The sequence below is a fragment of the Johannesbaptistia floridana genome, assembly GCF_057440575.1.
In genome coordinates, this window is the sequence record NZ_JALKVM010000006.1 from 23,180 (window position 1) to 38,050 (window position 14,871).

The following is a 14,871-nucleotide window of genomic DNA, read 5'->3' on the forward strand; positions in this document are numbered from 1 at the left end:
TTACTTCAAAACTTCAAAACTTCAAAACTTCAAAACTCATAATTCATCCACAACCAGTAACATTAGGTAAAGATGCAAGATCTGAGCAAGGGCAGCTTTTCATCATTGTTGTCAACATCTATATCTATTTGCGAGCTTGCTATATATCCCCATAAGCAATGTAATCATCTTGAGTAAACTCAGTAACATTTCTGATGACAGCCAAAATACCACTATTATCAGTAATATTAATATGGCCATTATTGACGAAAGTGCCGAGGTTAGCAAAATCGGTATCACTGCTGAATTTATCTTCACCCCGAACAAAGTCATTGATTATATCTTTACCTTGGCCGGATAAGACCACAAAAGTATCGGCGCCATCACCACCTAATAAGCGATCGCTTCCTAGTCCACCATCAAGGATATCATCTCCTGCTTCAGCTCTTAAAACATCATTCCCTGCATTGCCTCTAATGATTTCAGCGTCAACAGTACCGATGAGGGTATCGTTGGCAGGTGTTCCTTCAATGATTGGTAAATTATTGACTGGTTGAGAGTTATCGCCATAAGCAATGTAATCATCTTGAGTAAACGTCGTAACATTTCTGAGGACAGCCAAAATACCACTATTATCAGTAATATTAATATGGCCATTATTGACGAAAGTGCCGAGGTTAGCAAAATCGGTATCACTGCTGAATTTATCTTCACCCCGAACAAAGTCATTGATTATATCTTTACCTTGGCCGGATAAGACCACAAAAGTATCGGCGCCATCACCACCTAATAAGCGATCGCTTCCTAGTCCACCATCAAGGATATCATCTCCTGCTTCACCTCTTAAAACATCATTCCCTGCATTGCCTTTAATGATTTCAGCGTCAACAGTACCGATGAGGGTATCGTTGGCAGGTGTTCCCTCAATAATTGGTAAATCATTGACTGGTTGAGAGTTATCGCCATAAGCAATGTAATCATCTTGAGTAAACTCAGTAACATTTCTGAGGACAGCCAAAATACCACTATTATCAGTAATATTAATATGGCCATTATTGACGAAAGTGCCGAGGTTAGCAAAATCGGTATCACTGCTGAATTTATCTTCACCCCGAACAAAGTCATTGATTATATCTTTACCTTGGCCGGATAAGACCACAAAAGTATCGGCGCCATCACCACCTAATAAGCGATCGCTTCCTAGTCCACCATCAAGGATATCATCTCCTGCTTCACCTCTTAAAACATCATTCCCTGCATTGCCTTTAATGATTTCAGCGTCAACAGTACCTGTGATGGTATCGTTGGCAGATGTTCCTTCAATGATTGGTAAATCTGGTCCATTATTTGTATTATTCTCAACGGTAATGGTTACCGTATCTGTCCCTACACCACCATCATCATCAGTTACTCGTAACCTAATAGTATAAGTACCATCATTAGCAAAGGAATAAGTAGGATTTTGAACGTTAGAATCATCATACTGTCCATCATTATCTAGGTCCCAGGCATAGGTAAAAGTATCATTAATACCAGCATCAGTGGCGCTACCATTGAGGATAAAACTATCGCCTACATTAACAGTTTGATTAGGACCAGCATCAGCCACTGGGTTAACGTTATTAACAGTAATTGTAACTGTATCTGTCCCTACACTACCATCATCATCAGTTATTTGTAGACCAATGGTATAGATTCCATCATCAGCAAAGGAATAAGTAGGATCTGGATCGCTCGAATCATCATACTGTCCATCATTATCTAAATCCCAAGCGTAAGTATATTGGTCATAGAAACTATCCGGTAGTCCACCTTCGAGGGTAAAACTAGCACCTTCATTGACAGTTTGATTAGGACCAGCATCAGCGCGTGGAATAACGTTATTAATAGTAATTATAACCGTGTCCGTCCCTACACCACCGTCATCATCAGTTACTTGTAAACCAAAGGTGTATATCCCCTGATTGATATTGAAAACAGTTAAATCTTGATTGTCGTCATCATACTGTCCATCATTATCTATGTCCCAAGCGTAGGTAAAAGTATCATTAATACCAGCATCAGTGGCGCTACCATTGAGGGTAAAACTAATACCTTCATCGAAAGTTTGATTAGGACCAGCATCAGCCACCGGATTAACGTTATTAACAGTAATGTTTGCTGTAGCAGTATCAACACCACCATCATTATCAGTTACTTGTAGACCAATGGTATATATTCCGTTATCAGCAAAAGAATAAGTGGGATTTTGAGCGTTAGAATCATCATACTGTCCATCATTATCTAAATCCCAGGCGTAACTAACTATAGTTCCGTCAGAATCAGTTGAGTTAATTCCGTTGAAATTAAGAACATCTCCTTCATTGCCACTAGAGTCACCAGTAATAACGGCTATAGGTAAAGAATTGGCAGGTTCAAAGTTGTCAGTTGCTAAATCCAATTTAACGTTTTGATTGCCCACTGTAACGGTATAAGAGGCTTCATCTACCGTACCATTTCCATCGAAATCACCGGAGATGGCCACGTTATAAGTTTTATTGGGTTGAATCTCTAAACTATAACCACCTGTATTCCAAGTATCAGTTGTAAAAGTATTAGCATTATTTGCCGTATCAACTGCTGTAACGGTTACTCCGCCTAGTCCTTCACCAACTGTATAGAAATTGTCATTTGAAACTGCATCAGTATAGATAACACCAGTGATAAATGGTCCTTGAGCCGCAGAATAGGCAAAATCTTGGGTAGTCATCACTGAATTGTAAGTTGTACCGTTAAAGATATAGGGTCCCTGTAATGATGAAAGTCCAATTTCTTGGAAGTTACCATTCATTAGGTTGACACGATGACCTCTACCAGGATAATTTTCGTCAATGAAGAGGTTTTCGTAATTTTGTCTGACAAACGTAGTAAAATTTGGGGTACCAGTTGTGCCTTTCCAGGCAATATTTTCCCCGCTTCCCCAGGAAGGTACGAATGGGTACCCGGCATTCTCCATACGTTGTTTTGAGCTTGTGCCACCTTCTCCTGTGTGCTGAAATTTGTTATTATCTAGTAACCATTGAGTGTGGTCTTGAGCTGCCGTGTTGAGATTTAGATTAAATGCTAAGGGTTGTTTAGGGTTTGTAGAAATTGTTCCTGAACTCAGTCCTTCATTGAGAGCTATTCCGTAGCGAGCCGCTTCTGCTGCTGGGTCTTGACGACCTCTATTGATCAATTCAAGCATATATTGATCTTGAGCTGAAGGAAATGTTGAAGGTGATACTACCATAAGTTTTTCTCCTTATGAATTAATAATGTAAGTCCATTCTGTATACATTATAACAATTCAGCAGAAAAATTCTTTGAGGTTAAAAAGGCTAAAAAGCATTTATTGAAAGGGTTTTGAAGATAATAAATTTACCAAAAAACAGAGGGTTAAAATGCTGATTAAGCATAATACGTAAATATACTGAAATTGAGAAAGCGCGAAGGAAGGCGCGAACTCAGACCCTCGCATCTTTACCCAAAGTTACTTGTGGTGGATGAATTATGAGTAATGAGTAATGAGTAATGAGTAAGAAGTAATGAGTAACGAGTAAGAAGTAATGAGTAATAAGTAATGAGTAATGAGTTTTGAAGTCTTGGAGTTAAAGAATTAATGCTAAACGCTTAAAAATTGGTTGACCGAGTGCAATATCTTAGGCTAAAGAGAAATGAACTTTTTCTGAGGTTAATTTAGTACATAAGTACTGGTGCTTTGATATGAGTAGATAGAATTATAGCAAGCTCGCAAATAGATGTTTACAGTTATCATGAAAAGCCCCCCTTTGTTAAGGGGGGTTGGGGGGATCTGTAAATATAAATATTGTTAACACTACAACGCTCATTGCTATAAGAATGTAGAATGTAGAATGAAGCAGTAACGCACCAAAGAATGCTTCAAAATCCCCAACTTCTCAACAGACGACTAAGGCGAAAATAAGCTAATTTAGGCTCAAGTTTAGAATTTAACAAACCACCATGGGGCCAAAACTGATTGACATCGGCTAAATCCCACCAACTAATTGCCTTGATATAAGGCTTACTATAACAAATAGTATATAGTTGCTCTAACCAATCTGCCTGAATACTTTCACTCCAGGGTTGATGCCAAAAACCCTTTGATTCTCTGATATAGGCATTCTCATCAGCAGTGCTGTTTGAAGCCACACCAATTTCAGTAATATGTATAGGTTTACCTAAACTAGCAAATCTTTCTAAAAGACGATTAATCTCAAACATATCCCGATTAGGATAGTATAATTGTAAACCAATCGCCTCAAAGGGAATCTCTGCCTCTATGCAAGCCTGAAGATACTGATAAGGACTATATTGAGGTGGTGGGTAATAGGCGACATTTTCTGCCCACAAACAGCAATGATTGATGATTCTATAAACATTTGGGTTACCTTTGCGGCTGGTAAGGGCTGCCATTTCTGTCAATTCTAAAAATTGCGATTGAGAGTAACCGAGTTTATTGGCCCATTCAACTCCATTAGCTTCATTGATGATATCGTAATAGGGTATCTTGTGACCATAACGAGTAGTAGTGGCTAAAATTCTTTCTGCTAATGATTCTTTGATTGTTGAGTAAGATTTATTTTGAAAGGAAGAGGGAATAGATGCTTCATGAAACCAGACTAGAGGATGTCCTTTGATGGTTATACCTGCTTGATATAACCAGTTGACCATCTGGTCTACTGTCTCTAGATTAGATTCTAAGAATGACCAGTATGTAGGAATAGTAGCAAAATTAAAGAGATTTTGAAAAGAATAAGTATATTTTTCTCCTAATTCAGGATAACCAAAAAAGTTAGCACCCCAAAGAAAATCACGCTTTTTTTCGATAACTTGTTGAGATTGATAGATAACTGCTTCTTCTCCTGCCCACATACTAGACGCTAAACTAGCATATAACCATTTAGACTTTAAGAGAATTCCTTGATTAGCTGCATAGTCTAAATAAGTTTTTGCTCTTTTTAATTTGTCAGTAATTCTTTTGGGAAATTTTATACCTTGGTTTCTCCATTTACCTATAACTTCTTCAACTCGATGAAGACGCGATACAGCGAAAGCCAAATTAAGATTTAAGGGAAAATCCTCAGCAGTATAACCTTTTCCTTGATTATCTGCATATACCGTAACTTCCCCAAAATCGGGAATGGTGAGAAAAAGTGCGATCGCCCAAGGGGAAGCTGAGGGGGGTTTAAACCAAAAGCTTCCAGTTTCCACACGATATACTGGAGTAGGCAGAGGTTGATCTTCTAAATTTAAAAAGTATAATTGTGACAATTTTTGCCTGTCTAAGGGTTCACCTGTTACTGTCCATACTTGTATAAACAACCAGGGTTCTGCTGATACTTTTTCTATAGTTGTTGCTACCATTAAGCTTCCTGTAAACTGAAGAAAATAACGGCGATTAAATTTACTCAGTTTGGTTATTTTCATAATACTTATTCTATTATATAGCAGTTTTTTTTCTCTTAAATATCTTCTTTATTTTAAGATAGTCAATGATATAATTATTATTTTATTTATTTGAATTAACATGAATTTAACAAAAGAACCCAATATAGAAACCAAGATTCGCAAAATGAATGAGCGAGTCAAATGGAAACATAATAAAATTAAGCAACTAAAAATTGATCAAACTAAATTAGCTATTAACAATAACCAAGAAAACGAAAAATTGGAAGAATTTTCCTTTTTAGTATTAGGTGATAGTGGCACAGGTCGTCATAGAAAAGATAGTCCTCAAAGAGAAGTAGCTAAATATATAATGACCAAAGGAAAAGACGCTCATTTTGTTCTTCATACGGGGGATGTAGTTTATTTAGTTGGCTCTAGGGAACAATATTTTTATAACTTTATTGAGCCATATCGGGAATTTTTACAAGGAGGAGAAAACCCCAAAAAAATTGCTTACGACCAAATGATTTTTAAAATCCCCTTTTTTCCTGTAATAGGCAACCATGATTACTATGATATCTCTCCTTGGCTAGGTTTGTTATCAGGTTTATCTTCACCCTTGAAACATCTCTTCAGAAGATATATAGATTTAGATGTAGGTTGGCATGGTTCTTTTCAAGGAGACGCTTTTGCTAGGGCTTTTATAGATTATTTGAAAAATATTCCCGATTTTCGCCTAGATGATTATTTGAATCAACACTATACAACTATGACTAATACTGGGCGATGTTTAACCTATCAACCGGGAATATTTACCCGTATTCCTCATCGCTACTATAGTTTTTGTTATGGAGGAATTGAATTTTTTGCCTTAGATTCTAATACTTTTAATCAACCTCAACCCTTATCAGAAAATAGCGAAGATAGGAAGTTACAAAAACAGTTAGAACAAGAGCTACAAGAACTAATTGACCAGAAAAACTTATTACTTAAATCCAGAATGGAAATGTACCCAGGTAATCAACAGGAGGAAGATACCACAGAAGAAATCACCGGAGAACTTGAACAAGTAGACGAACAAATTAATGATATAAATAAGCAGTTAAACGCCAGCAGCAATTTTATGGTTGATAAGGCGCAACTTAACTGGTTGCAACAGAGTTTAATCAATTCTTGGGAAAATCCAGGGATAAGAGGTCGCATTATTTTTTTTCACCATCCCCCCTATGTTACCGAAGCAAGTAAATGGCAAGGGAGGCAAACTCTAGCAGTGAGAAATAATCTGCGCATGGTTTTAGACCAGGTAGCTGCTAGAGTAGATGATTTAGCTAAGGGAAGACCTCTGGTAGATTTAGTATTATCAGGTCATGCCCATTGTCTGGAATATTTGCGCACCCAAGACACAGGTCATAGTGATTCCCAGATTAACTGGATAATCTGTGGTGGTAGTGGTTATAGTTTGCGCCGACAGCGTTCTGAAGGTTCGGTAATTACTGAGACAGTGAACGGAGAAGAGCGAGTTGTAGTTGAGAATCATCTATTTGTAGGACGCAATGGCAAAGGTTCCGATTTAAGAAGGCCCTATTCGGGTTTGCGGATTGATGTAAAAACAGGAACACCCCCGACATTGGTTGTAACTCCCTTAGTAGCAGAAAAATACCAGAAAGAATGGCATAATTACTCTTTAGACCCTATAGTTTTATAATCATTTGGAGAAATTAACAAAACAGCGATCGCCAACTATAATTAAATTGAAAACACAAATATTGTTATCGACCCTTTGACCTAACTGAACATTTTTGTATAAAACGTCACTTCAGATGGATAATCAAGTTTCTATTAATTCCCAAGGTCGTCTGTTAAACTTACTACTAGCTAGTTTTTATATTTTATTTACTCTACTGGTCAATAGTCATTCCCTGATGGTAGCGTGGCCGGGGGTATTTTTTGTGCAAATAGGCTTACTGGTGCCGATAATTTGGTTACTGTGGCAAATAGCCGCCAGAAAAAATTTATTGAGACTAGGCAACTACTTAGATAGCTTAGTTATTCTGATTATTCTGGGGATAATTGTATCTACTGTTACCGCAGAATTTCACAATCAAGCTATTTGGTATAGTTTTATGGCTATTGGCTACTTATCGGGTTTATACAGTCTCAATAATTGGCTAAATCAAAGTAAAAACCCGGATAGGCTGCTATTTTTACAAGGATTTCTGAATATTATTTTTATTATAGTTAGTTTAGTAGTTTGGCTACTGCAAACAGTACTGCCAGAATTATCTCAGATTGAAAGTTTAACTGCTTCTTACAATGTTCAATTGGCTTTTGACATAACTACCCTGGAGTTGCGGAATTGGGCACCAATTGGACATCAAAACTATGTAGCAGGTTACTTAATTTTATCTCTACCATTGCTAGTAGGGCTTTTTCTGATTGAGAGTGGACTACGTCGATGGTTTTGGTTAGGAGGAGTGATTCTGGGCTTAGTTGACTTATATACGACACAATCTCGCGGTGGTTGGTTAGGTATGGTAGTTGCCATAGCTGTGGGAATATTATTTTTAATCCTCAAGCAGCGTCGCCGTGCGTATATTTTTATTTTACCCCTCATCGCTATTGCGATCGCTCTTGTTTTTGTAAGTCCACGTTTAATTAATACATTGAATGCAATTGTAACGGGTAATTTAGAATCTCAATTAGCTTATCGTGTGATTAATTGGCAAATAGGATGGAGAATGGGATTAGATAACCCCCTATCTGGTGTTGGTTTGGGTGGTGTTCCTTTACTTTATCAAAAATATTTACCCTTTTGGGGAGGTAGAGAGTCAGAATTAACTTATCAACTTCATAGTACTGTAGCCCAACTTTTGGGAGAAATGGGAATATGGGGTATACTTATTTTACTAGGAGCTCTAGCATGGTTAATTTGGGGCTTTATTGGTTTAGTTAGAGACAGGTTTAATTTAACTCCTAGAGAAAGTATTTTAGTTGGGAGTATTTATAGCGCTCTGTTTGGGTATGCCACAGTTAGCATATTTGACTATCAGTTAGATAACGTCAGTATTGCTGGTACAATTATCATTTTTGCCGCTTATTTAACTAATAAGCATCATACTTCTCAAGTTTTATTTTTACCTCGCATCAGATTAGTTATTTTAGTGGGTGTGGGCTTAATTATCAGTATGGTTATCTGGCTATTACCAATTCATCGCTCCTGGCTACTATCTAATCAAGGTTTTACTGCTTTAGCTAGAGAAGAATTCGATAATTTTGTTACTAGTCTTAATAAAGCACACGAGATAGTGCCTTGGGAGCCCTATTATCCCTACCAACTAGGTTGGAATATAGGAAATCTAGCCCTAGTTAACAATCAACCTGATTTAATCCCAGAGGCTTCAGAATGGTTAGAAACAGGAATTAATACCTCACCATACTGGGAATTTGGTTATAGTAATCTGGCTTGGTTGTCTATAACTCAACAACCAACAGTAGCAACGGCTAACTTTAAACAGGCAGCCGAGTTATTACCTGTAAAACGCGGCGTATTCTACGGATTAGGTTTGAGTTTACTCGCCCAGGGAAAAACCGAACAAGCAGTACAAGCAATTACTTTAGAAGCACTTAGAGACCCACTATTTATAACTAGTCCAATTTGGCGCTCTCCCCAATTACAGCCTCTTTATCAACAAGTAACGGCAAGTTTGTTAGCCCAATACAAAAGCTTTTTACCAGATACTCCTCTAGCTAACTACTGGAGACAGTGTCGTGGCAGTTTATATTGGTGGCTAGGGAATTTTGACCAAGCTAAATTAGATTTACAAGAGTATGGTAATCCCCTCAGTCAAACTCTATTAAAATTATCTACTAATGGCGCTAATCCTGAGGATATCTTACCAGCTCCCACTCTAACTTCCTCTCTAGTAATTGAAGCTTGGTATCAACCACAAAAACGTCTAGAATTATTACAACAGGCTTGGGTTTACGCTATTCGCACTCCCCCTCCTCAATTTATGACTGAAAATTTACTTACTTCTATGGCTAATTCCGATAGTTTCTATCAATGGTTAACCCAAAAAGCCCCTGTTTGGCAATATCGTCGTCAGCGTCTCGGTTTTAACTTTGTAAATCGTCATTTAGATGGAGTGCCTCCCACTGATTTCTTAACCGTTGTGGAAAATTTCCCCATGACTGAGTGGTTTTCTGAGGTATTTCCTACCTTAGTAACTAATATTGAATTAGATAGGCAGTTACAACCCTTAAGAGAGGAGTTTCTCTCTAGTTTATAGTTATAACTCATAACTCATTACTTATTGTTAACTATAAATACGGCCTTTCCAAGCGCCTCCCTTACCTTGCCAGTGGCGCCAAGCCGAATCTATAGTCATCAGGGTATATAAACTCGCAATTCCAGGAAGAGTTAAAGCACGTAGAGGAGAACAATTATATAATTGTAGAGTGGGAAAATAAGCGATCGCCATCAGTAACCAAGTAAACAAGCTAACTATAGTCAAAATCAATTTACCCTTGAATATTCCTAACAAAAACCCTAGAGGAGGGAATAAATAAACTACGCTCATAGCTATAACTGTACCTATCAATAACCCTGGAGAATAGTTAAGTTGAGTATAGGCAGTTCTAGCCACCATGTTCCAAATTGTATCTAGAGAATCATAGGGGCGCAAACTGCGAGTAGTTTTGCTTAAACCTAACCAGATTTTCTCTCCAGAGGATTTAACGGCTTGAGCTAAGTTACAATCATCTATTAAAGTATTCCGTAAACTAGTAAAACCATCAATCTTTTTTAGGGTTAGAGAATCTATCAGAATACAACCTCCGGCGGCGGCAGCTATATTTTTTTGAGGATTATTTACCCAAGCAAAGGGATACAGTTTTTCAAAAAAGAAGACAAAAGCAGGAATTAGTAGTTTTTCCCAGAAGCTTTGGCAACGTAACTTGACCATCAGAGATACTAAAGCTAATGAATAGGTTTCTGCTTGCTTGACTAATTTACTTAAATTATCTACTTCATGTTCAATATCAGCATCTGTAAAGAGATAATATTTAGCATTGGGGTAATCAGTTTGAGCTTTTACCATACCTTGCTGCATAGCCCACAGTTTCCCTGTCCAATCTGATGGCAATGGTTTCCCCGTAATAATATCTAGCTGCTCTTGTTTATATAACTCTGTAGCTATCTGCTTAGCTAACTTACTAGTTTGGTCATCACTTTGGTCATCGACTAAAATAATATGAAAATTACCTAAATAGTTTTGTTGCAACAAAGATTTAATACTAGTTTGAATCACATCAGCTTCATTACGAGCAGGAATAATGACACAAACATCAGGGTAAATGCTAAAACTGGCATTATCTGTGTCTAGATATTGGTTACTAAGCCAAAATTGCCCCCGAAAAACAATTAAGATTAACCAAATAAATAAGGAAAGAAAACTAGTGATTAGCAGAACATTACTGGTATTTAATGGCATAATTGCTAAATATCTGTTGATTATATAGAATATCAATCATATCAATTTTTTTCCCTTTGAAAATGCAGACAGAAGCACAAACAACAATCAGCACAGAAAAAATAACTAAAGCGATCGCCGCTAGTCAAAACTACTTACTCTCTCAACAACATCCCCAGGGATACTGGTGGGCAGAATTAGAATCAAATGTAACCATTACCTCGGAAGCTGTATTACTTCATAAAATTTGGGGAAGTGATACGAGTAGATTATCATCCCTAGCTAAAGTAGAAGAATATCTACGTTGTCAACAAGTAGCTTCAGGAGGTTGGGAACTATTTTATGGTGATGGCGGAGAATTGAGTACTTCTGTAGAAGCTTATATGGCTTTGCGTCTTTTGGGTGTAAGTGTTGATGACTCTGTATTAGTAAAAGCTCGTGATTTTATTTTAGCCAAAGGAGGCATCAGTAAAACTCGTATCTTTACTAAGCTACATCTAGCTTTAATTGGTTGTTATGATTGGCGGGGAGTGCCTTCGATTCCTCCCTGGATTATGTTGTTACCAGATAATTTTCTCTTCACTATTTATGAAATGTCTAGTTGGGCTAGAAGTAGTACAGTGCCCCTATTGATAGTTTTTGATAAGAAGCCTGTATATGAATTAGGAATCACCCTAGAAGAATTATATACAGAATACAATATAAGTTATGAATTGCCAAAAAATGGTGATTGGACAGATATTTTTGTGTGGTTAGATGATTTATTTAAGTTAACAGAAACCCTGAATCTAGTGCCTTGGAGAGAAATGAGTCTGAAGGCGGCTGAAGAATGGGTATTAACTAGACAAGAAGCTACAGGAGATTGGGGAGGAATCATCCCAGCGATGCTTAACTCTCTTTTAGCTTTGCGTAGCCTAGATTATAGTTTAGATGACCCCATTGTCCAAAGGGGATTAACAGCAGTAGATAATTTTGCGATTGAAACAGAAACTACCTATCGAGTGCAACCCTGTATATCTCCCGTATGGGATACGGCTTGGGTAATTAGATCCCTGACAGCTTCAGGAATTGAATCAGACCATCCTGTGGTAGTGAAAGCAGGAGAATGGCTACTGAATCAGCAAATACTTGATTACGGAGACTGGCAGGTAAAAAATAAACAGGGTCAACCAGGAGGATGGGCTTTTGAATTTGTTAATCGCTTTTATCCTGATGTGGATGATTCAGCGGTGGTAGTTATGGCTTTACAATCCGTTACCTTACCTAATCAAAGAATTAAACAGGGGGCAATAAATCGTGGTGTGGCTTGGATAGAAAGTATGCAGTGTCAAGAAGGAGGCTGGGGTGCTTTTGATGTGGATAATAATCAAAATTGGTTAAATTATCTCCCCTACGCTGATTTAAAAGCGATGATTGATCCCAATACAGCAGACGTGACCGCTAGAGTATTAGAAATGTTGGGATCTTGTTCAGCATCTATGGATGAAGGTCGGGTAAAGAGGGCTATTGCCTATTTGCTAAATGAACAAGAAACAGACGGAAGTTGGTTTGGACGTTGGGGAGTTAACTATATTTATGGGACTAGTGGTGCCCTTTGTGCTTTACAAGCAATTTCTTCTCAACAGAATAGTTTACCTATATCTAGAGGCGCCAATTGGTTGATTAGCTGTCAAAATCCAGATGGTGGCTGGGGTGAAACCTGCCTATCTTACGATGATCCTCGTTTAAAAGGCCAAGGTAAGAGTACAGCTTCTCAAACTGCCTGGGCGATTCTCGGCTTACTAGCGGCAAGTAAAGTCACCGGAGAATCCTATCAAACTTCCCTTAGTCAAGGGATTAACTACTTAGTTTCTACTCAACTTGCCGACGGCAGATGGGAAGAGTCAGAGTTTACAGGCACTGGATTTCCTAGTCATTTTTACCTGAAATATCATTTCTATCAACAGTATTTTCCCCTACTAGCCCTGGGTAGTTATCAAAAAGGGAAATATTAAAACTTTATAAAGTCATGTTAAAATGGACCAGAAATTTGCCTCTTTGGTGATCCCCATTTAAGGCGATCCCCCTTGATGTCTTGGTGGTTTGAGTCAAATATATTCTATCTATAATTACGATATAAATGGCTCTGAAGCCCTACCAGGTAGAAAATACGCAACTCTATCTAAAGATAGAACCTGAGTACAAAAACATTTGATAGATTAAAAATTGTTAACCAAATTAATAAAATTAACGCACCCTACAACTTGGTAGGTCAACCGGAAGGATGGGCTTTTGACATTGTTCATCGCTTTTATCCAATAGAGCGATCGCCTATTTACTTAATAACTATATTTATGGTACCAGTCAAGTTTGTCTATCTCAAGAGGTAAATGAGAAATAAAAAGTTGACACATTATATTAAGAAATGTTAAGTTCTATATTAACAAATATTAAGTTAATCAACCAAACTAGTTATTAATGTTTAAGTAAATATACTGGTTACTGAAGTTATCACCATAGAGCTTTTACCTAGACATTAATCATTACAGATTAAGAGATAAACCCCTAACCGTATCCAAACTACCAACTAAACCAGGATTAAAAAATCATAGGTAAATGAGAATGATTCAGATAGAAAGAGAAACTCAACCAAATCAAATTTCTGACAATACCCAAATAAGAGAAATACTTCACCAGGTAGAGAAAGATCAATTTAGTGGTAGAATAACATTCCAATCTCCATCGCAAATCTGCTGGCATTTTTACTTTTATTCAGGCAAAGTAATCTATGCTACGGGAGGGGAAAATCAAGTTAGGCGCTTTTTTAGAAATGCTTCTATTTATTTGCCAGAAATACAACAAGAACTGATTAGCCTCATTAGAAGACCCGAGAAGGTAAAAAAAGAAAACTTGCAGATATGTTGGGAATACGAGTTGCTGAGTCGCTGGATTTACCAACAAAAAATAAATGCTAAACAATTACAAAACCTCGTCAAAGCCCAACTTCAAGAGATTCTCTTTGACATTTTCCAAGCTAAAAGCTTAAGTTTAGAATCGGAATCTTACAAAATTTCTATTAAGTTATTAATAATTACAAGCTTAGGTGTATCAGTATTCAAAGCCACAGAACAAGAAAAAGCCTGGAAACAAGCAAAAGTATTTGAGTGTTGTCCTAATCTAGCACCAAAAATCATTGAATCGGAACAATTAGTAGAAAAATTTGGTTTAAAGCGATTACAGCAGATGCAAAGTAAATTCACAGGCAAAAAAAGTCTGCGAGATTTAAGCTTACAATCAAAACTAAGTTTGTTAGAGTTGACTAAGTATATACAGTATTATTTAGCAGCAGGATTCATAGAATTAGTAACAGTTTCTGATTTCAAACCTCCTGTAGAAGTAACAACAACTAAAAAAAGACTTCCTCTAATAGCTTGTGTAGATGATTCTCCCAGTGTCTGCCAGACCATGGAAAAAATAGTCAAAGCACAGGGATATGATTTTCTTGGTATCACCGAAGATTTACGCTCTATTGATTTGCTACTTAAGCATAAACCAGACTTGATTTTCATAGACTTTTACATGCCAAACCTCAATGGTTATGAATTATGTCGCATCTTACGTAAATCTCAAAACGAGAAGCTAAAAAACACTCCTATCGTCATGCTTACTAGCTACAAAAACATCTTGGAGCAATTTCGGGGCAAATTAAATGGTTGTAATGAGACTTTGTTTAAGCCGATTGATGTAGAAGTTATCAATAAAACACTTCATACATATCTACCAGAGTCAGTGAATGTGAAGGCAAAAACCAGGGCTTACACAGAATCAGATTGGCTAGATTTAACGAATGCTAACCTAGATACAGATAAGTTAGTGTTATTTAAGCAAAAAATCGCTTCTCTGGCAAATAGTGGCTTAAATGTTAATCATTCAGAAATTTTACTGAGAGTAAGAAATCAAAAAGGAGAATTAATATCTCCCATGCCTTTAATACAAGCGGCACAAAAACATAATT

General features: G+C 37.2%; 7 protein-coding genes. 4 read left to right on the top strand and 3 right to left on the bottom strand.

The genetic code is table 11. From position 1 onward, the window contains the following. Positions 1 to 139: 139 nt before the first annotated feature. Both MW688_RS00515 and MW688_RS00520 read right to left on the bottom strand, forming a co-directional pair. Positions 140 to 3,247, bottom strand: a complete 3,108-nt coding sequence (locus MW688_RS00515; RefSeq protein WP_486733948.1) for a PKD domain-containing protein — start codon at positions 3,245 to 3,247, stop codon at positions 140 to 142. 650 nt (positions 3,248 to 3,897) lie between these two features. Then, positions 3,898 to 5,445 (bottom strand): endo-1,4-beta-xylanase, encoded by a 1,548-nt coding sequence (locus MW688_RS00520; protein WP_486733949.1) that lies wholly within the window; start codon positions 5,443 to 5,445, stop codon positions 3,898 to 3,900. Between the two features lie 100 nt (positions 5,446 to 5,545). Between MW688_RS00520 and MW688_RS00525 the strand changes: the two genes are divergently transcribed. Beyond that, positions 5,546 to 7,111, top strand: coding sequence for a metallophosphoesterase family protein (locus MW688_RS00525; RefSeq protein ID WP_486733950.1), 1,566 nt, complete (start codon positions 5,546 to 5,548; stop codon positions 7,109 to 7,111). A gap of 115 nt (positions 7,112 to 7,226) precedes the next feature. Beyond that, complete coding sequence (locus MW688_RS00530) at positions 7,227 to 9,695, top strand: O-antigen ligase family protein (protein WP_486733951.1); 2,469 nt, start codon at positions 7,227 to 7,229, stop codon at positions 9,693 to 9,695. A gap of 27 nt (positions 9,696 to 9,722) precedes the next feature. On the opposite strand, the gene MW688_RS00535 is transcribed toward MW688_RS00530, so the two are convergent. Next, on the bottom strand, positions 9,723 to 10,898 hold the full coding sequence (locus MW688_RS00535; RefSeq protein ID WP_486733952.1) for a glycosyltransferase: 1,176 nt from the start codon (positions 10,896 to 10,898) through the stop codon (positions 9,723 to 9,725). A gap of 62 nt (positions 10,899 to 10,960) precedes the next feature. On the opposite strand from MW688_RS00535, the gene shc reads away from it, so the two are divergent. Beyond that, positions 10,961 to 12,871 (top strand): squalene--hopene cyclase, encoded by a 1,911-nt coding sequence (gene shc / locus MW688_RS00540; RefSeq protein ID WP_486733953.1) that lies wholly within the window; start codon positions 10,961 to 10,963, stop codon positions 12,869 to 12,871. A 607-nt stretch (positions 12,872 to 13,478) separates the two neighbouring features. Continuing rightward, the coding region (locus MW688_RS00545) for a response regulator (RefSeq protein ID WP_486733954.1) at positions 13,479 to 14,871 on the top strand (1,393 nt) is incomplete at its 3' end.

Coding starts and splice junctions, on each gene's coding strand:
- MW688_RS00535 (WP_486733952.1), bottom strand. CDS start 10,898: ATGCCATTAAATACCAGTAATGTTCTGCTAATCACTAGTTTTCTTTCC.
- MW688_RS00530 (WP_486733951.1), top strand. CDS start 7,227: ATGGATAATCAAGTTTCTATTAATTCCCAAGGTCGTCTGTTAAACTTA.
- shc (WP_486733953.1), top strand. CDS start 10,961: ATGCAGACAGAAGCACAAACAACAATCAGCACAGAAAAAATAACTAAA.
- MW688_RS00525 (WP_486733950.1), top strand. CDS start 5,546: ATGAATTTAACAAAAGAACCCAATATAGAAACCAAGATTCGCAAAATG.
- MW688_RS00515 (WP_486733948.1), bottom strand. CDS start 3,247: ATGGTAGTATCACCTTCAACATTTCCTTCAGCTCAAGATCAATATATG.
- MW688_RS00520 (WP_486733949.1), bottom strand. CDS start 5,445: ATGAAAATAACCAAACTGAGTAAATTTAATCGCCGTTATTTTCTTCAG.